Source organism: Prevotella communis (assembly GCF_022024115.1).
GTDB classification, from domain to species: domain Bacteria; phylum Bacteroidota; class Bacteroidia; order Bacteroidales; family Bacteroidaceae; genus Prevotella; species Prevotella communis.
This window is the reverse complement of record NZ_CP091792.1, coordinates 3,056,472-3,076,509: the sequence shown is the minus strand read 5'-3', so window position 1 is coordinate 3,076,509 and position 20,038 is coordinate 3,056,472. Positions and strand designations below refer to the sequence as shown.

15 protein-coding genes and 1 tRNA gene are annotated in these 20,038 nt (G+C 49.2%); 10 read left to right on the top strand and 6 right to left on the bottom strand.

Going from position 1 to position 20,038, the window contains the following annotated elements:
* Positions 1-72: 72 nt before the first annotated feature.
* A complete protein-coding gene (locus L6468_RS12750; RefSeq protein WP_237793502.1) occupies positions 73-2,649 on the bottom strand; it encodes an endonuclease MutS2 in 2,577 nt (858 codons plus the stop codon).
* 110 nt (positions 2,650-2,759) lie between these two features.
* Here L6468_RS12750 and L6468_RS12745 point away from each other — a divergent pair.
* Positions 2,760-2,847: transfer RNA gene (locus L6468_RS12745), tRNA-Ser, on the top strand.
* Positions 2,848-2,907: 60 nt separating this feature from the next.
* Complete coding sequence (locus L6468_RS12740) at positions 2,908-3,411, top strand: gamma carbonic anhydrase family protein (protein WP_091814101.1); 504 nt, start codon at positions 2,908-2,910, stop codon at positions 3,409-3,411.
* Positions 3,412-3,420: 9 nt separating this feature from the next.
* Here the strand turns inward: L6468_RS12740 and L6468_RS12735 are convergent, their stop codons facing one another.
* Genes L6468_RS12735 through gltX form a run of 3 tightly spaced genes read right to left on the bottom strand, consistent with a single transcriptional unit; the run spans position 3,421 to position 6,618 of the window.
* On the bottom strand, positions 3,421-3,813 hold the full coding sequence (locus tag L6468_RS12735; RefSeq protein ID WP_091852702.1) for an FMN-binding protein: 393 nt from the start codon (positions 3,811-3,813) through the stop codon (positions 3,421-3,423).
* A gap of 16 nt (positions 3,814-3,829) precedes the next feature.
* On the bottom strand, positions 3,830-5,056 hold the full coding sequence (locus L6468_RS12730; protein WP_237793501.1) for a 3-deoxy-D-manno-octulosonic acid transferase: 1,227 nt from the start codon (positions 5,054-5,056) through the stop codon (positions 3,830-3,832).
* Positions 5,056-6,618: a glutamate--tRNA ligase gene (gene gltX / locus L6468_RS12725; RefSeq protein WP_237793500.1), complete on the bottom strand. Its 1,563-nt coding sequence runs from the start codon at positions 6,616-6,618 to the stop codon at positions 5,056-5,058. The genes L6468_RS12730 and gltX overlap by 1 nt, the downstream gene beginning before the upstream one ends.
* A 107-nt stretch (positions 6,619-6,725) precedes the next feature.
* Here gltX and L6468_RS12720 point away from each other — a divergent pair, with 107 nt between their 5' ends.
* Together L6468_RS12720 and L6468_RS12715 are read left to right on the top strand one after the other, a co-directional pair.
* On the top strand, positions 6,726-8,780 hold the full coding sequence (locus L6468_RS12720) for an HD family phosphohydrolase (protein WP_091814111.1): 2,055 nt from the start codon (positions 6,726-6,728) through the stop codon (positions 8,778-8,780).
* Between the two features lie 180 nt (positions 8,781-8,960).
* Entirely contained in the window at positions 8,961-10,451 is a 1,491-nt protein-coding gene (locus L6468_RS12715; protein ID WP_237793499.1) for an OmpP1/FadL family transporter, read from the top strand.
* Between the two features lie 24 nt (positions 10,452-10,475).
* On the opposite strand, the gene L6468_RS12710 is transcribed toward L6468_RS12715, so the two are convergent.
* A complete protein-coding gene (locus tag L6468_RS12710) occupies positions 10,476-11,189 on the bottom strand; it encodes an RDD family protein (RefSeq protein ID WP_237793498.1) in 714 nt (237 codons plus the stop codon).
* Positions 11,190-11,298: 109 nt separating this feature from the next.
* Here L6468_RS12710 and L6468_RS12705 point away from each other — a divergent pair, with 109 nt between their 5' ends.
* The 6 genes from L6468_RS12705 to L6468_RS12680 all read left to right on the top strand — a co-directional run bounded on the left by L6468_RS12705 (position 11,299) and on the right by L6468_RS12680 (position 17,558).
* Complete coding sequence (locus L6468_RS12705) at positions 11,299-12,294, top strand: stage II sporulation protein M (protein ID WP_237793497.1); 996 nt, start codon at positions 11,299-11,301, stop codon at positions 12,292-12,294.
* Positions 12,295-12,304: 10 nt separating this feature from the next.
* Positions 12,305-13,252, top strand: coding sequence for a hypothetical protein (locus L6468_RS12700; protein WP_237793496.1), 948 nt, complete (start codon positions 12,305-12,307; stop codon positions 13,250-13,252).
* 30 nt (positions 13,253-13,282) lie between these two features.
* Positions 13,283-13,903, top strand: a complete 621-nt coding sequence (locus L6468_RS12695) for a DUF4129 domain-containing protein (protein WP_237793495.1) — start codon at positions 13,283-13,285, stop codon at positions 13,901-13,903.
* Entirely contained in the window at positions 13,896-15,083 is a 1,188-nt protein-coding gene (locus tag L6468_RS12690; RefSeq protein WP_237793494.1) for a DUF4350 domain-containing protein, read from the top strand. Before L6468_RS12695 ends, L6468_RS12690 begins: the two co-directional genes overlap by 8 nt.
* Positions 15,084-15,138: 55 nt before the next feature.
* Complete coding sequence (locus L6468_RS12685; RefSeq protein ID WP_237793493.1) at positions 15,139-16,104, top strand: AAA family ATPase; 966 nt, start codon at positions 15,139-15,141, stop codon at positions 16,102-16,104.
* A 98-nt stretch (positions 16,105-16,202) separates the two neighbouring features.
* Positions 16,203-17,558 carry a DUF58 domain-containing protein gene (locus L6468_RS12680; RefSeq protein WP_237793492.1) on the top strand — a complete coding sequence of 452 codons (1,356 nt, stop codon included), beginning with the start codon at positions 16,203-16,205 and terminating at the stop codon, positions 17,556-17,558.
* Between the two features lie 31 nt (positions 17,559-17,589).
* Here L6468_RS12680 and L6468_RS12675 read toward each other — a convergent pair whose 3' ends face one another.
* Positions 17,590-19,956 carry a C10 family peptidase gene (locus L6468_RS12675; RefSeq protein WP_237793491.1) on the bottom strand — a complete coding sequence of 789 codons (2,367 nt, stop codon included), beginning with the start codon at positions 19,954-19,956 and terminating at the stop codon, positions 17,590-17,592.
* Positions 19,957-20,038: the final 82 nt, after the last annotated feature.

Here is a 20,038-nt window from a genome sequence, read left to right as displayed (position 1 = left end):
TATTTATTTAAGTTAAATTCGTGACTTTCGTCAATTGTATTCTAATTTTCGTCGTTAGAAAATGGGTGTTTCTTAGTCTATGTCCACAACGGTGATGCCGGCACCGCCAAACTGTACGTGTTCGTCGCGGAAATGACTCACATTGGGGATAGTGCGGAGGTACTGGCGGATGAGCTGGCGCAGTACGCCGGTGCCCGTGCCGTGGAGGATACGCACGCGTGACATACCTATTAATATAGCATCGTCGATGAAGTGCATCACGGCATCTATGGCCTCGTCGCCACGCATGCCGCGCACATCGATATCCTGATGGAAATTCTGCTTGCGGTCTTCCATGGTGGCACGCGTCATCTTCGAGGTCAGGATAGCCAGACCGGCATGTTTGTTTGCTGCGGAGGTGTCCTCGCTCTTCACCTTACCCTTGTCGCATCTCTCCAGCTGTTCGGCCTTCATCTTCGTGCGCACATCGCCAAAGATAACGGTGATCTGCTTGCCTTGGATGTTTTCCACTGTACCAATGGTGTTGAGACCTTTGATACGCACGGTGTCACCCTTCTGGAGGGGACGGTTGAGGTCGTTGGCGCTGTTGCGTTCGGCACCGAAGGTCTGTTGGCGCTTGTCGCTCTCCTCCTTCTTCTGTGCTTTCTCGGCCTTGCGCTGCCCCTTGCGTGCCTTGCGCTCTTCCATCTGGCGAAGTTTCCTGGCAAACTCTTCCTCGCTCATCAGTCCGCGGGTGTCGTCGCTCTGCACCTGCTGACGGAATTCCTGCAGTTCTTCGCGAATCTCGCGGGTACGCTCTTTCTCAGCCTGCGCCTCACGAATCTCGCGGATGGCATTCTCAATCTTACGGTTGGTCTCGGCCAGCAGTTCCTCAGCTTGCTGTTGGGCGCGCTTCAGGATCTGCTTGCGTTCGCGCTCAATCTCCTCGAGGTTGGTCTCATAGCGCTGGATATGTCCTTCGAGGTTCTTCTCGTGCTGGTGGATGGTCTGGCGCTTGCCTTCCCAGTAACGTTTGTCGCGTACGATGTCCTGCAGGTATTTGTCGCTCTGGATATAGTCCTGGCCTACAATGTCGGAGGCGTCCTTGATGACTTCCTCAGGCAGGCCGGTCTTGCGGGCTATCTCGATGGCAAACGAGGAACCGGGCTGACCGATACTGAGCTGGAACAGGGCCTGCATCTGGTGACGGTCGTAGAGCATCGCACCGTTGACAACACCCTCGTGGTCGTCGGCGAAATGCTTCAGGTTCTGATAGTGGGTGGTAATCACGCCGAAGGCTTTCTTCTGCCAGAACTGCTTCAGGACGGCCTCGGCAATGGCGCCGCCAATCATGGGTTCTGTACCGCCACCAAACTCGTCTATTAATAATATGGTGTGGGCATCGCAGTTCTTGATCATCTGCTTCATGTTCATCAGATGACTGGAATAGGTGGACAGGTCGTCCTCGATGCTCTGTTCGTCACCGATATCAATCATGATATTCTTGAAGATGCCGCAGGTGGAACGGTCGCCAATGGGAATGGGCAGTCCGCATTGTAACATATATTGCAGCAGTCCAACGGTCTTCAGGCACACGGATTTACCACCGGCATTGGGACCTGAGATAATGAGCAGGCGCTTGTCCTGTTCGAGGAGGATATCAAGGGGCACCACTTTCTTTCCTTGTTTCTCCAGTGACAACTGGAGCAGGGGGTGAATGGCACGGATCCAGTCGAGATGCGGCTTGTTCTCTACCTTGGGCTCAAAGGCTTTTGTCAGTTGGGCAAAGGCGGCCTTCGCCTGAATCAGGTCGATGATAGCCAGGAAACGGTAGGAATCAAGAATCTCCTTGACGTGGGGACGTACCTCGTCGGTGAAGACGGTGAGGATACGGATTACCTCGCGACGCTCCTCGGCTTCGAGTTCGCGTACGCGGTTGTTGGCTTCCACGACCTCGGCAGGTTCTATGAAGACGGTCTTTCCTGTAGCACTCTCATCGTGAACAATACCATTGATCTTACGTTTCAGACCAGGGGCTACGGGAATCATCAGACGACCGTCGCGCATGGTGGGCGCAGCGTCCTTGTCTACCAGTCCGTCGCGCTGGGCGGCATGCAGTATCGTATAGAGGGTGCGTGAGATGCTGCCCTCGGTCTTTTGCAGTTCGTGGCGTATGCTGGCCAGCGTCATTGAGGCGCCGTCCTTGATTTTACCATATTTATCCAGGATGGAGTCTATGCGACGGATCATGGCAGGGAACGTCATGATGTCGGTAGTCAGGCGCTGCAGGGCAGGGTAAGTGTAGGTCACCTTCTCTTCGTCCTCGGATGCGTTTCCTTTATTCAGATAGATGACAATATTGCTGATGGTCTCCAGTGAGCGGCGCAGGTCGAAGACTTCGTTTTCCTCCAGATGGGTGCCTGTCAGACGGATGCGTGCGATTGACTCGCGCATGTCGAAGAAATACTGCATGGGGAAATCGTCAGTCGTCTCTTTCAGGCGACGGAACTCATTGGCTTGCTGCAACCACTCGTTTACTTCGTCGGCATCAGAAGAAAATGCCAACTCGTCCACCATATTGCGACCCAACGAACTCTGACACCGTTCCTTCAATAGTGTACGGATATCGTCGAATCCTATCTTATTTTCAAAGTTATTAGGGTAAATCATGCTGCAAAATTAATCATTTTACATCTATTTTGCAAAAAAGTGCTCGAAAAATTTGCAAGTTTGAAAAAATACCCGTACCTTTGCACCCGCTTTGATGCAGTTCGAGCACTGGAGAGATGGTAGAGTGGTCGATTACAGCGGTCTTGAAAACCGCCGTGCTGAGAGGCACCGGGGGTTCGAATCCCTCTCTCTCCGCCAAAACATTTTGAAGTCCCTTGTGAATCTAGTATTTACAAGGGATTTTTGCTTTTTGGTGGTATGGCTTTAATCAAATCTTACAAGGGACTTTCTCCAAAGTGGGGAAAAGACTGCTATTTCAGTGAGAACGCTACGATTGTAGGCGATGTGACAATGGGTGATCAGTGCTCAGTGTGGTTTAACGCCGTGGTGAGGGGTGATGTGGCTCCTATCACGATTGGTGACCGTACGAATGTGCAGGACGGCAGTTGTGTACATGTGACGCATGACACGGGTCCTACGCATATCGGCAGTGATGTCACTATCGGACATAATGTCACCGTTCATGCCTGTACCATCCACGATGGTGCGCTGATAGGCATGGGTTCCACGTTGCTGGATGGCTGTGAGATTGGTGAGGGGGCTATTGTGGCTGCTGGTGCCCTGGTGCTTCAGAATACAAAAATACCGCCTCACGAGATATGGGGCGGTGTTCCTGCGAAATATCTGAAGCCTACACGTCCTGGACAGACTGATAATGCAGCCCACTACGTGGAGTATGCTAAAGAGTATCTTAAATCTTAATTCATATCTTTATTTATTCTTCTCGTAATACTCAATAGCGAGTTTTACGTTCTTCTTGACGGCGTTACTTGAGAAGGTGGCACCTGTGCGTCCGTCGACCTCGGTCTTCTTGGCTTCAGATACCTTCATTCCATCCCATTTGTTCTGCAGGTGCTTCTTGCAGGCATTCCAGTATTTGGGCGTTTCCTGATTGGGCAGGAATTCTATCTTCTCAATCTTGTTCTTGCGGATATACACTTTCAAAGGGGTAGGACCTACGTAGCCATCCACCTGTTTTCCGAGTTCGGTGGTGTTGATGACATAGGCGCCATTCTCCTTGGTCATGATGCCATCGTCTTTCTTGGCGCTGCTCAGCAGTACCACGGCAGCTGCGGCTGCACAAATCAAAGCAATCTTTTTCATCTTATAAAGTTTAGTCTTATAGTTTAACATCAGAAAGAATGCGCTTGGTGGCGCCAGACAACTGTTTGACGTAGTTGCCAGCCTGCTGACCTGCGTTCTTCAGGTAGTCGGCATCACTCTCAAAATGGTTCATCAGGCGTTCAAAATCCTCGTAGTTGGTAATCTCGAAACCACCTTCGCAGGTTTTCAGGCCCTGGGCCTCGTGGAATTTCTTGTTGTTGGGTCCGAAGATAACGGGTACATCCCATACGGCTGCTTCCAGCGTGTTGTGGATACCTACGCCGAAACCACCGCCAACATAGGTCACGCCGGCATAGTTGTAGATGCTCGACAGAAGTCCGAAGCAGTTGATAATCAGAGCCTCTGCGTTTTCCAAATCCTTTGAGTTCTCAGAAACATCGGTATATCTCACAACCTTCCTGCCTTCCAGCAGTTTTTCTATCTGCTGCAGATGATCCTCGCCGATAACGTGTGGGGCGATGACCAGTTTCCAGTCGCGATGCTCATTGAAGTACTTGATGAATATGTCTTCATCGGGTTGCCAGCTGCTACCGGCAATGAATACTTTCTGTCCCTTGGTGAACTGTTCAATGACAGGCAGTTGCTTAGCCTGCTCCTTGATCTGGAGCACACGGTCGAAACGGGTGTCGCCAGTGATGGTCACGTTGTTGAGACCTATCTTATTGAGGAGCTCCTTGCTCTTCTCGTTCTGTACGTAGAAATGGGTGAAGCATTTCAGTACCTTGCCGTACTGACGACCGTACCAGCGGAAGAATACCTGTCCGTCGCGGAAAATGCTGGATACGCTATATACGGGTACGTTACGATGCTTCAGGATATGCAGGTAGTTGTACCAGAATTCGTACTTGATGAAGAAAGCCATCTCAGGACGTACGGTGCGCAGGAAGCGGCGTGCGTTGGTGATGGTGTCGAGTGGCAGGTAGCAGATAATGTCGGCTCCCTCGTAATTCTTGCGCACCTCGTAGCCTGAAGGCGAGAAGAAGGTGAGCAGAATTTTGATGTCAGGATGCTCGCGCTTCATCTGTTCCATCAGTGGACGACCTTGCTCGAACTCACCGAGTGATGCTGCGTGGAACCATACGTAGCGGGCGTTTGGATCTACCTGCTCACGGAGAATGCGGAAGGCGTCGCGCTCACCGCGCCACATCTTCCGTACTTTCTCGTTGAAGCGACTGTAGACAGCCACTCCGAGCAGATAGAGATATATTGCTAGATTATACATTAGCCCAGTACCTCAATTGCTTTACGTGTTCTGCGAATCGTTTCTTCCTTACCGAGGAAGGCAGCCAACTCATACATGTCGGGACCCTGTCCGGCGCCAACGAGGGCGATACGCCATGCGTTCCAGGGCTTGATGCCCGCTTGTTCAGCCCAAGGGTCGATAACGGCTTTCAGACCTTCCACGTTCCAGTCGGTGATGGTCTCCAGCACATCCGTCATCTGGCGCATTTGGCCGGCCGTGTTCTCGTTCCAGTTCTTGCGGATGAACTTGTCGCCTTCGCGGTCAAACTCGGTGGGAGCCACGAAGAAGAATTTCGTCAGGGGCCACAGGTCGCTGGCGAACGAGATGTTACGCTTGCGCTTGGTGCCGTCGTTGTTGACAACCTCAACCACCTTTGTCTTCATCATTCTCACAACCTCGGCTTCCTGCTCGGCAGTGGCCTCAATGCCATTCTCCTTCAGGATCTTGTCGAAAGCGGGACACCAGTCAGCATCTGCCTGACGAAGGAGGTACTGGTGGTTGAACCATTCAGCCTTGATATGGTCGAACTTGGCACCGCTCTTTGAACATTTTGAAAGGTCGAAAAGGTTGACCATCTCTTCGAGTGTCATCAGTTCCTGGTCGTTGCCGGGACTCCAGCCCAGCAGGGCAAGGAAGTTGATAACGGCCTGGGGCAGATAGCCCTTCTCACGGTAGCCACTGCTGATATCGCCAGTCTTGGGGTCGTGCCATTCCAGTGGGAATACAGGGAAACCCAGTTTGTCGCCATCGCGCTTTGAGAGCTTGCCGTTGCCAATGGGCTTCAGCAGCAGAGGCAGGTGGGCGAAGCGGGGCATGGTATCTTCCCAGCCGAAAGCTCTGTAGAGCAACACGTGGAGTGGGGCAGAGGGCAACCACTCCTCACCGCGGATCACGTGGGTGATCTCCATCAGATGGTCGTCCACGATGTTGGCCAGGTGGTAGGTGGGCAGCTGGTCAGCACTCTTATAGAGCACCTTGTCGTCGAGGATATCGCTCTTTACGCGCACTTCACCACGAATCAGGTCGTCGACCAGCACCTCTTCGCCGGCGTCAATCTTGAAGCGCACGACGTACTGCTTACCCTCAGCAATCAGTTGGTCTACCTCTTCCTTGCTCAGTGTCAGTGAGTTGCGCATCTGACCGCGTGTCTTGTTGTCATATTGGAAGTTCTCTATCTCCTTGCGCTTGGCATCCAGTTCCTCTGGTGTGTCGAAAGCAATATAGGCCTTGCCGTTGTCGAGCAACTGCTGCACGTATTTCTTGTAGATATCGCGACGCTCGCTCTGACGATAGGGACCGTAGTTGCCACCAAATGATACACCCTCGTCGAACTTGATACCCAGCCAGTTGAAGGCCTCGATGATATAGTCTTCGGCACCTGGCACGAAGCGTGTAGAGTCGGTGTCCTCAATACGGAACACCAGGTCGCCGCCGTGCTGCTTGGCGAAGAGATAGTTGTACAAAGCGGTACGCACACCGCCAATATGTAGGGGTCCTGTAGGACTCGGTGCGAAGCGCACCCTTACTTTTCTTTCAGTCATTATACCTTATTATTATACAAATTTGGGTGCAAAGGTACGAAAAAATTAAGAATAAAGAATTAAGAATTAGGAATTATTTGTATCTTTGCCACCAAATTAGATGTGATATGAGTAAATTCGACATAAAAACAGACCTGACCTGGCGTGATATTGCGCTGCGTGTGGCCTTGGTGTTGTGTACGGTGGCCGTCATCGTATGGTTCATGCCACGCGATAATAAGCCCAATTTCAAGATGGAGGTCGACAAGGTGTGGCTTTACAGTGACCTGACGGCAACTTTTGATTTCCCTGTCTATAAGAGTGACAGTGTCGTGAAGCATGAACGCGAACAGGTGATGCGGGATTTCGAGCCTTATTACATCTACAGCGCATCGGTGGCTGAGCAGCAAAGAACGGCCCTCTCGCATTTTATCTGGCAGAAACATCCGGAACTAGGCTCAGACTTCCTGCGACTGGTGCTGACTCCTTTCGATATGCTCTATGAAAAGGGTATCGTGGATACGAAGAAACCGCTTGAACTTGAGACGGATACGATGAAGAACCTGCGTCGTATCGATGATAGGGAGGTGTCGGTCATCAATATCTCACAAGTCTATACGCCACGAGAGGCCTATGAAGAACTGCTGAATACGCCGTCGTTGCAGATTTATCATACATTGCTGGCACAGTTGGACCTGAATGAGTTCCTGTTGCCCAATCTGACCTATGACGAAGACCGGAGTGAGGCGGCACGCCTGGAACTGCTGAACAGCATTCCGCTGGCAAGTGGGGTGGTACAGAGTGGTCAGAAAATCGTGAATCAGGGTGAGGTGGTAACGCCTGAAATCCTTCAGGTGATAGAATCATATCAGAAAGAACTGGAACGCCGTGACCAGTCGAACTCGACTTTCGCCTCGATGATTATCGGTGAGGCGCTGTTCGTGCTCATCATCATTTCGATGTTTACCATCTATCTGACACTCTATAGGAAGGATTTCTTTGAGCACACCCGTCATATTGCGATGATGTACACATTGGTGATTTTGGCTACGGTACTGGCTTCCTTGATGGTAGATCATTCGCTGTTGCATGTCTATATCCTGCCATTTGCCATTGTGCCCATCTTTATCCGTGTGTTTATGGACTCACGTACGGCTGTGATGGCCCATGCTGCTGTGGTGCTGATTTGTGCGTCTATCCTGCAGCGACCGCTGGAATTCATAGCTGTTCAGCTGGCTGCTGGTCTTACGGCGGTATTCTCTCTGCGTGAGTTGTCAAGTCGTTCGCAACTGTTCTGGACGGCTATCGTCACCACGATGATGGCCATGCTGACCAATCTGAGTATCTTCCTGATTCGTCATAATGACTTCTCAAGTATTGATGGCGGGGAATATGTGTTCCTGGCCATCAGCGGCATCGTGCTGTTCTGTTCGTACCCCATGCTCTACCTCATAGAAAAGTTCTTCGGCTTTATCTCTGATATCACGCTGATAGAGTTGAGTGATATGAACAAGGTGCTGTTGCGCCGGATGAGTGAGGTGGCTCCTGGCACGTTCCAGCATAGTATTCAGGTGGGTAATCTGGCCGCTGAGATTGCCCGTAAGATTGGTGGTAATCCGCAACTGGTTCGTACGGGTGCCCTTTACCACGATATCGGCAAGATGCAGAATCCCATTTATTTCACGGAGAACCAGTCGGGTGGTATCAGTCCGCATAGTCAGTTGACGTATATTGAGAGTGCCCAGATGATTATCAGTCATGTGACAGAGGGACTGAAACTGGCTGACGAGAACAATCTCCCAGTGCAGATTCGCGACCTGATTGCCACCCATCACGGACAGGGAAAGGCCAAGTATTTCTATATCAAATACAAGAATGAATTCCCTGACCAGCCTGTCGACGACCTTCTGTTTACTTATCCTGGTCCTAATCCGTTTACCAAGGAACAGGCTATCCTGATGATGGCTGATGCTGTGGAGGCCGCTTCACGTTCGTTGCCCGACTATACCGAACAGACCATTCGTCAGCTGGTGAATAAGTTGATTGACGGTATGGTGGACGACGGTTTCTTCCATGAATGTCCTATCACCTTCCGCGATATCCAGTATGCCAAGACGGTTTTGATTGAGAAATTGAAGACTATCTATCATACCCGTATCAGTTATCCGGAGATGAAAAAGTGAATAATTTGCACACCAAAAGGACTAAATGTGCAATTAAATCATGCACAAACTGCTATAGTTTGTGCAGGATTTAATGTTTATTAGGTTAATGAAGTTTAAAATATGCACACTTTTTTCTTTTGTGTGCGACAACAAACGTACCTTTGCAGCCGATTTTTTTAAGATTTGTTTAAAAAGGATATGAAAACAAAAGTAATTCTGGCTGGCATCATGCTGGCTGCAGCCGCCACAACAGCACAGGCTGGTGGTATCTTAACCAACACAAACCAGAGTATTGACTTCTTGCGCAATCCTGCACGTGATGCAGCTATTGGCCTCGATGGTGTTTATAGTAACCCCGCAGGTGTGGCTTTCCTTCCTGAAGGTTTCCATTTGGGTTTCAACTGGCAATATGCTCACCAGACGCGTACCATCACTTCTACCAATCCTGTGCTGGCTTTGGGCAAGAAGAATGGCGGTTCTGATTCTAAGATTTTTGAAGGCGTGGCCGATGCACCATTTCTGCCTTCTTTGCAAGCTGCATGGAATAAGAATAACTGGAGTTTGCAGTTCAATTTCTCACTACCTGGCGGCGGTGGTGCTTGTGAATATGCTGACGGTCTGGGTTCTTTCGAGAGCACGGTAGGTGCCATTGCTAATCAGCTGAAACCGCTTGGTGCTTCTGGCTACGATATGGATGGCTATATGCAGGGACGCCAGTATTATTTTGGTTTTCAGTTGGGTTCTGCCTATAAGGTGAACGAGAATCTAGCTGTATATGGTGGTCTGCGTGTTCTCTACGGCACAGCTACCTACAAGGCTAAAATCAGCAATATCATGGTGAATACGGCTGGAGGCTATGTTGACTTCGGTAGTTTCCTGCAAGGCGCAGAGACAAAGGTAGATGCTAGCCTGACGCAGGTAGTTGCTGGCATGGCTCAGTACGAGGCAGCTCAGGCTACTGCTGCACCTCAGTATGCTGCACTCGTTGCCCAGAAGGCTCAACTTGAAGGTACAAAGGCCAGTCTTGGTGCTTTGCAGAAGTATTCTCAGGGTGTGAACCTGTTGTGTAATCAGTGGAGTGTGGGTGTTGCACCTATCGTTGGTGTCGACTACAAGATGGGTAAGTTCAACTTTGCCGCTAAGTATGAGTTCAAAACCGAGATTCACATGAAGAACGAGTCAACGGTGAACCAGGCAAGCGAGATTGCTGCCGTGAATAAGTTCCGCGATGGTGAGGAAATTCGCGAGGATCAGCCTGCGCAGTTGGCGCTGGGTGTCATGTGGAGCCCCATGGATGAGGTTCGTTTGAATGCTGGTTGGCACCACTATTTCGATAAGAGCACCACATGGTATAACAACTCGCAGGACTTGCTGGATCACGATACAAACGAGTATCTGTTGGGTGCTGAGTGGGATGTCAACGACCGCGTCATGATTTCTTTGGGAGGACAGCTGACCCGCTACGGACTTACTGATGCTTATATGAATGATATGTCGTTTGTGGTCAACAGCTACAGCATTGGTTTTGGAACGAGCTACAGGGCTACGGACAACGTGACGCTGAAGGCTGGTTACTTCCAGACAAACTATACCAATTATGACCGCGTAAGTCAGCAGAATCCGCTGATTAAGGATAGCTTTACCCGTACCAACAGCGTACTTGGTTTGGGTGTCGAGGTGACGCTGTGAAAGGTGTGCTCGAAGAGAGGATCGTTAAATCTCCTCTAAAGCATAATATTGATAATCACGGACGATGCGGCGAAGAAAAGCTGTATCGTCCGTTTCTTTTCTTTCGATAGTCAGTTTTTCGCACACCTTACGGGCTAGTTGGGCCGTGCGCTCGGCAAAATCGCTTTGCTGCATAGAGAGGGTGTGCGTAATGATGTCTATCTGTTCCAGGGACAGGTCGGCAGCCTGCGGATAGCGGGGCACATAGCCCTTGGAGAGATAGTCGTACTCGTCAAGACTGATTTGTATCTTCTTGTATTTCTGTTTTTTTATAACCACCGTCCCTGCGGCAAGGTCGCCAAGTCGCTGGTTGTTGCGGGTGAGTACCATCACGATGAGTCCCATGTAACTGGTCATTGGTCCGTCAATCATAAACAGCAGCCAGCGCATCAGATAGGAACCCAGCGTGGGGCGTGAGCCGTCAAGTTTCACCACCTGCATATTCATAATCATCTTGCCGATGGACTGTCCCTGGTTGAATATTTCCATGAGGAGGGTGTAGAACAGGGGTATCACGCCTATGGTGATGATGTAATACCACTCGGTTTTGATGATATCTGCTGCTATAATGATGGCAAGCATGACGTAGGCAAACAATATAATCCAGTCGAGTATCTGTGCAAGGATGCGGTCGCCCACGCTGGCAACGGTTGGTTGAAGGCGCACGTATTGGCCTGTGATGATAGCTGATTCTGCCATTTTCTTTGCTATATATGTAATTTTGCGACAAAAGTAGATAAAAAAGTTGACATATTGCACATAATTATCAAATTATTTTGTAACTTTGTCGCTCGATAACTGGAAATTGATGAAAGAAGTAACGTTTATTCGGCAGAACCTTGACAAATGGCGCAGTTACGAGACGGTGGCTGAGAGTCCGGCACTCTCTACTCCCGACGAAATGGCTGACGCTTATATAGACGTCACTTCCGACCTGGCTTTTTCGCAGACGCACTACCCCCAGTCACGTATCACGCTTTATCTGAACAACTTGGCTTCTGCCATCCATCAGAATATCTACCGCAACAAGCGGGAGCGCTGGTCGCGAATCGTCACTTTCTGGACACAGGAGGTGCCGCTCATCATGTGGGATGCCCGCAAGGAGCTGCGTCTGTCGTTTGTCATATTCCTGATAAGTGCGCTCATCGGTGTGCTGTCGCAATGGCTCGACCCCGATTTCTCGCGTCTGGTGATGGGCAACCGTTATGTGGAGATGACGCTCAATAATATTGAGAATGGTACGCCGATGGCTGTCTATGACGGTGGTTCTGAGGGACTCATGTTCTTCATGATTACCAAGAATAATATAGGTGTGTCGTTCATGGCTTTTGTATCGGGACTGCTTACCAGTTTCGGAACGGGATTGATATTGCTGCAGAATGGGGTCATGTTGGGAGCCTTTCAGACTTTTTTTGCCCAGCATGGACTGCTATGGGAGTCGGCTTTGGCTATATGGCTGCACGGCACTATCGAGATATCGGCTATCATCGTGGCTGGTGCCGCAGGGCTCGCCATGGGCAACGGGTGGCTATTTCCCGGCACGTATTCCCGTCTATACTCGTTCAGACGTGGGGCCAAGCGTGGATTGAAGATCGTGATTGGCACGGTGCCGCTATTCTGTGTGGCTGGTTTCATTGAGGGATTCCTCACCCGTCATACGGAGTGGCCTGATCTGGGCCGACTGACCATCATTTTGCTTTCTGCCGCGTTTATCATCTATTATTATATAGTACTGCCTTATTTCAGGAATAAATCTCAAACCTCAAATCATAATAATCATGCAAATAGAAACTCCCCAAATTGAGTTGTACCGTGTGCGTACATTTACAGAGAAACTCACAGATACGTTTAATTTCTTGCGTGACAACTGGCGCTCTCTGCTGAAATATTTCCTGTACCTGATGCTGCCTACGAGTATCGTGGTGGCATTGCCGTTCAATCATTTCTTTGAGGGCTATTTTAAATTGATTACCCTCGCAGAGAATCCGAATGCGTTTAGTTCCTCGGATGTGTGGCTATATGGCTTATCGACTGTAGCCAGTGTTGTGCTTGGTCTCTTTTCTGTCATCCTGTTGCAGGCGTTCATCTTTGCTATGATTCGTGTCTATATGCGCAATCCACAGCGGTTGAAGGATATCATCTATGCCGATTTCCGTGACGATTTGTTTTTCTGCTTCAAGCGGGGTTGTATAGAGTCGCTGGTGGGTGTGGCATTGGCCGTTATTGTCGCTTTGCTCTTTGTTGCTGTGATAGCAATCGCCTTCTCCGTAGGGGCGAAGTTTGGCGCGGTGATTAGCATATTAGGCGTCATCTTCTTATATGTCGTGCTGGTTATTGTGCTCCTCCCAATGATGATGGTTTCGCCCATCTATCTGTTGGAAGACGAGATAGGAGTCTTTGCAGCCTATAAAAAGGGATTCCGTCTGGGCTTTGCTACCTGGGGCGGCCTCTTTGCCCTGTTGTTTGTGGTAGGTATCCTGTCGAGTGTTGTCCAGACTGTCACCATGATGCCTTGGTATATCCTGTCGATGGTGAAGATGTTCTTTACGCTGAGCAATGATATGGATAAGCCTTTCCTGCATTCGTTTGTCTTTGCTTTCATCCAGTATCTCACTTGTATCCTGATGTATCTGGGCTATATGCTCTCAGAGATATTCACGCTTGTGGCTGTCACTATCCAGTATGGACATGCCAGCGAGAAGATTGACGGTAAGGGCGTGGCTCAGCGCATCGAGAAGTTTGACGAGTTTGATAATTTCTAATATCCACTGGCACTACTTGGTATTCTAACGATGACGGCAGATACACTCCAACTGGACCAGGAACTCATGACTGCGTTGCAGTCTGATTCGCAGTACGACTACGACCGCGAGATAAACAGTGGTGGCGAGAGTCTGCTGGAGTGGCTTCAGCGTGTCATCAACAAATGGGTGTTCGACCACCTGGATATCGTGCTGAGCGACGATGTTACCAATTATATATTAATAGGTATAGGTGTGCTGGTGGTGCTGTTCCTGGTTTTCCTTTACTGGCAACTACGTCCCAAACTCTTTATACGTAATGAGAAGGGGGACGATCTGACGTATGAGGTGCAGGAGGATACCATCTATGGCGTCGATTTTAAGGGTGATATCGCTAAGGCTGTGCAGGCTCAGGATTATCGCATGGCTGTGCGCCTTGTCTATCTGCAGACGTTATGGCATCTGCAAAATGCTGAATTGATTAACTGGCAACCGTCAAAGACGCCGGTGGAATATATGCGTCAGGTCAACAAGTCTGACTTTACTGCCATGTCGCAACACTTTATCCGTGTGCGCTATGGTAACTTTGAGGCTACTCAGGCGCTTTTCGAAGAGATGCTTTCTTTACAATTGTCTGTTACCCAACAGCTAACACCTGCCACTCATGACTAATCGCACGAAGTTCATCATCGGTATCCTGGTACTCCTCGGCATCGTCTTTGCCATCGAGTTTCGCACCTCACCTAAGTTCGTGTGGATACCTACTTTTAGTCATACAGACGGGCAGCCCTTCGGATGTATGCTCTTTGATAGTGTGATGCATTCGTCTATGCCTCGGGGCTACAGCGTCACGAAGAAGACGGTGTGGCAGTTGCAGCGCGACAGCACATTCAAGGAGCCGAAGTCTATACTGGTGGCTACGGAGGACCCGATAGGTAAGGAAGATGTGGGTGAGTTGTTGGCTTTGGTGCAGCGGGGGCATACGGTTCTCCTGGCTGCAAAGAGTCTCGCTGTTCTGTGTGATACTCTGCATATCAGTTCCGTATTCAATAGCAGTGCATTTAATATCTCTAAATTTGCTGGAAAAAATATAGAGAAGGGGGCGCTGCGGTGGAAAGGGAAAAGGGGAAACTACAGACACCATCCACTCGCTGTTTCTGCTTATGCACAACTGATACCTAACACCTTCGAAGGTAATGATAGTGTGGTTTGTGACACGTTGTTGGCGTTCTCTGGGTATGAAGCTATTAGTCAAGCGATTGATGGTGAGGGGGAACGTCCTGTTGCCCTTTCTTTCAAGCGTGGTAGGGGCGAACTGATTATTGTTTCGGCACCGCTGCTTTTCACGAATTATATGACTATCAGCGGGCAGGGTAGTCTGTTGCAGGCGCGCCTGATGGACAGGTTGAAGGCTCATCCCGTCATCCGTATGGAGAGTTATGTCAGGGGTACGGCGATGACAGAGTCGAGTCTGTTTTATGTGATGCTGAAGCATCCGCCATTACGCTGGTCACTCTATCTCTCAATCTTGGCTCTCTTGCTGTTTTGTGTCTTCACGGCTCGTCGTCGTCAACGTGTGATTCCTGTTGTGAGGAAGCCCGAGAACCGCAACCTGGAGTTTGTTCGTCTCATCGGTTCTCTCTATTGGCAACAGCACGATAATGCGGGACTGCTGGCTAAGAAACTGGCGTATGCCACGGAGGAGATTCGTCGACAGAATGTGCGTATCTCTGCTGAAGATGAGCAACTGCTCAGCGAGATTCGTGAGTATGCCTATGGGAATTATGTCATTCCTGATAAGACGCTGAAATACTATATCAACGAGCTGAACCGTATTCTTCAGTCGTTATAGAAAAGTAAAAAGGTAAAAAAGTAAAAAGGTAGAAAAGGTAAAAAAAGTAATCTATATGGAACAAGAAAGAATTGACCTCACGCAGTTTGCAGCGCGCATCGAGGAGTTGCGCCAGCAAATTTCTCAAGTCATCGTGGGACAGTCGGAAAACATTGACTTGCTGCTCACCGCCGTACTGGCTAACGGTCACGTACTGCTCGAGGGTGTGCCTGGGGTGGCAAAGACCTTACTGGCTCGACTGCTGTCTAAGTTGATCGATGCGAAGTTCAGTCGTGTGCAGTTTACGCCCGACTTGATGCCGTCTGATGTGCTTGGCACCAACGTGTTTAACATGAAGACGTCTGATTTTGACTTCCATGCCGGTCCGGTATTTGCTGATATCGTATTGGTGGACGAGATAAATCGTGCGCCTGCAAAGACGCAGGCGGCTCTCTTTGAGGTGATGGAGGAGCGTCAGGTCACCATCGACGGCACTACCCATCCTATGGGGCAGTTTTATACCATCCTCGCTACGCAGAACCCGGTAGAGCAGGAGGGCACCTATAAGTTGCCTGAGGCACAAACCGACCGTTTTATGATGAAGATAACGATGGGCTATCCTTCGCTTGAGGAGGAGGTGGCTATCCTTGAGCGTCATCATGCCAACCAGCGTCTCACTTCGTTGGAGAATATCCAACCTGTTGTCACTAAGGAGGAGCTCGTACAACTGCGTCAGATGCTTGACGCTGTCTTTGTGGATCCTGTCTTGTTGCGTTATATCGCTGCTATCGTGATGCAGACACGCCAGAGCAAAGCGGTGTTCTTAGGTGCATCGCCTCGCGCCTCTGTGGCCTTGTTGCAGGCGTCTAAGGCTTATGCGTTGTTGCAGGGGCGTGACTTCGTAACGCCTGATGATGTACGCTTTGTGTGTCCCAGCATCTTGCAGCATCGCCTTATCCTTACGGCTGAGGCTGAGATGGAGGGTATCACACCTCTCAAGGCCGTACGACGACTCATCGAAAAGGTAGAAGTACCAAAGTAAAGACATAGTAACATGTTTTAAAGACACAATAACATAATAACATGTTTAAGATATAGGAACGAATATAATTCGTGTAATTCGTTGTTCTAAAGAAAAAAGTGTATTTAAGGTATCGCTTTTATTATCTGCTATCTGCTGTTATCCTGATTATTGCAATGGGATACGCAGTGCCGTCGCTGTTCACCATCGGTCGTCTCTTCTTTTGGCTGTTGGTGACTGGTGTCGTGGTGGATATCGTGTTGTTGTGGAGCAGGAGGGGCATCCGGGCTTTTCGTACCCTCTCGCTGCGTTTCTCTAATGGCGACGATAATCCTGTGAACATCCGTCTGGAGAGCAGTTATCCCTTCGGGGTTCATACGGAGGTTATCGACGAGGTGCCGCCCGTCTTCCAGCGCCGTGATATTCTGTTTAAGGCTGACGTCAGGAAAATGGGTGAGGCTACAATCACCTATCAGTTGCGCCCCACAGAACGTGGCGTTTATGACTTTGGACGTGTGCGTGTCTTTGTGAGTACGCTGTTGGGACTTGTACAGCGCCGCTATACCTGTTGTGAACCGCAGGACGTTAAGGTCTATCCTTCTTATATGATGCTTCGCCAGTATGAACTGCTGGCTATGAGCAATAACCTTACTGAGATGGGTATTAAGCGCATCCGTCGTATAGGCAACAATACCGACTTTGAACAGATTAAGGACTATGTCGTGGGTGATGACTACCGTACTATCAACTGGCGTGCTACGGCCCGTCGCCATCAGCTCATGGTTAATGTCTATCAGGATGAGCGGTCGCAGCAGGTATTCTCTGTGATTGACAAGGGACGTATGATGCAGCAGGCTTTTCAGGAGATGACACTCCTGGATTATGCCATCAATGCGGCTCTAGTGCTCTCTTACGTCACAATCAATAAGCAGGATAAAGCTGGTTTGGTGACCTTTGCCGACCAGTTCGGGACCTTTGTGGCGCCTTCTAAACAGGAGGGACAGATGCAGACGATTCAAGAGGCTCTGTATGCCGAACAGACACAGTTTGGTGAGACCGACTATTCAGCTTTGCTGGCAGGCCTTTCCCGCCACGTAACACGCCGTTCCTTGCTGATTCTTTATACCTCGTTTACCTCAATGGCATCTATGCGTCGCCAGTTGCAGTATTTGCGCCAGCTAAACATGCGTCATCGCCTGTTGGTGGTATTCTTCGAGGACGAAGAGCTATCTCAGTTCATAGCTCATCATTCGCAGTTCACAACAGACTCTAATCATATCTCTCATCTTTCATCTTTCAATTCTCCTTCTACTGAGTCAGTTTATCAGCATGTCATCGCAGAGAAGTTTGCCTATGAGCAGCGCCTGATTGTGCAGACACTCCGACAGTATGGTATACAAAGCTTGTTAACCACGCCTCGGAATCTGTCCGTCGACGTGATTAACAAGTATCTGGAGATAAAAAGTAAGATGTAAAATGGATGATGGAAGAGGTAAGATGGTTTTCTTACCTCTTGATGATTTTCTTGCCGTCCTTGATATAAAGACCTTTCTTCATCATATTATTGTCTATGTTGCGACCTTGCAAGTCGTAGACAATACTTGGGGTCTTGGTCTTTGTGATAGGCTCTACACCAAGCTCCTCGGCTGTAGGTGCAGGTATCTCAACCTTGAATGGTATCAGGTTGATATTACGATCATCCCATAGGTCATTGCCAAGATAGTAACCATCGGTCTTATACGAGATGTTAAACCAGTAATATCCATCTACTTCCAGTGGTACCTCTACCTCGAAGGTCTCACTCTTGAGTTTGCCCAGACGTACAGGAATCTCAACTGACGTGATATCCCAGTAATAATTACCTCCATCGCTGTTTTGCAGCACTCTCACGCGGATATTGTCGTAGTAATCACTGGTTGTCTTCGCGTTCTGGGCCTTGAACCTGAGCTTGGCAACATTGCTTTTGATATAACCATTGGCATCAGCATTGAGCAACATGCCATTGGTCAGTTTCAGTTCGTTGGTCTTGGCAGCCTTGATGGTCACTGTGGTATTGGCAAGCTCGTTGTATTGCTCCATCCATTGGTTTTGCTCATCGTCGAAGACCCATGTTTTCAGGGCAAATACAATGGTATGCTCTCCTGTATCTTCAGGAGTGAAATTCATATCTAAGTCGGCTGTCTCTCCTGGAGCTATCTCAAGATGTCTTCCACCCTTAGGCTCACCGTTAACCAGCAGGAATACCACGTTGTTAAAGAATGTACCGTTGTTTTTGATAGTTGCCTTGGCAGTTTGCGTGCTGTATACCTCCATGTTACCGTTTACTGCTACTGAGCCACTCGCATCAACAGTTGGGTTCTGCAGCGTCATCTGGTTGCCATTGATGGTAGCGGTGATGTAATACTGGAAGCTTCTTGAATTCTGATACCATGTGTCTGTACCCTTTTCCCGGCTGATAGCAGTAATGGCATAGGTGCCATCGGGTAGGGCAGGAATGTTGCAGTTGTAGGTGATTCCATTATAACCCCAACTTTCAGCAAATCTGCCATCGTTCATTTTCTGGGCGGATACCTCCTTGTTGTCCTTGTCGTACACACCTATGCCAAGGTCAAAGTCTTGTGTGGCACCAGTACGGTTATAGAAAGTGGCTGTCAGAGAGATGGGAAAATAGCTTCCCTGTTTGTTCACTATGCTTAAATTTGTATATAGCCCTTCTGATGTCATTCTTACTCCCCATTCTGGTTTGTTGTCGGTGTTGGGCTGTATGCCAATGATAGCATCCTGATCAAAGCTGTAGCCATCGCTGCTACTGCTGGCGCCGCTACCTGTATTACTATGTGGGTCGAGGATACTCAGCAGGAAATAGCCGTTGCAGCTACCGCCCCATCCCCAGTTCACGTGGAAGAGACCATCCTTGCTATAGCCGTCAATCACAAAGGCATGTCCACCGCCAATTGATTGTCCGCAATAGTATACGGGACGCTTTTGGGCCAGTTCGTTGTAGATTAATTCGTCCCATTCGCTGGCTTTGAATTCAATTCGGTTTACATGCCTCAAGCTCGTGTCATAGTCGAAGTAATTCTTAAATGCATTGAGTGCGGGTATCATGTAGGCATAACTACTGTAGGAGGTGTAGTCCATCTCCATGCTGGCGCCGCATAATTGCATCAGTGTGGCGATGGCATTTTTCTGAGCCGCAGTCTCGTTTCCGTTATAGTTGTTTCTGATATTACTCCAATCAATGGTTGTTACAGGAATTTCATTGACTGTGATACCTTTTGTTCCTGTTGTATAGCTTGGAATAGTGCTCGTGGTCTTTTCGGGATATTGATAATAATTCAAGATTTGTGCCATGACGGTTGCCAGACATCCAGTCAGACTTCTCTTGTCACCATCCATGGGGCATTTGTTGTTATAAGGACTGCCTTGATCCCATGTGCTCTGTATCAGTGGTCTGATGGTGGCGTGCTCTGCCGTCTCGGCTCTTCTGGTGTTGGCATGGGTGGCCAGGTATTCCAGTTGGTATGTGTATCCTTGCAGCCACGCTTTCATATTGTCTGGTATGTCGTTCCTATTGAATGTCCCCTCGTCGGCATAGCCCAGGATGGCTGGGGTTCTGTCGTCGGCACTGACTACGACGTAACCATCGTTCTGTCCCACGTTAAACACGTAGAAGCTCTCCTTCGTGGCGGTAGTCAACTCTTTGTTTACCTGCGTGCTCTTGGCTGCCAGTCTCATCTGGCGTTGTGATTGCGTGGCTCGCTGACTGTCTATAAAGGCCTTTGCCTTCTGCAGAGCTTCACTTTCCGTTACATTGCCTGCCCATGATGTTACGGTGACAAACAGGAATAGAATAGGTAATAGTTTTCTCATATCATGATGGTTTTGGTCATTTTGTTGGCAAAGGTAATAATAAATCTTGATATTCTTGCAATTATCTATAAAAAATAGCCCC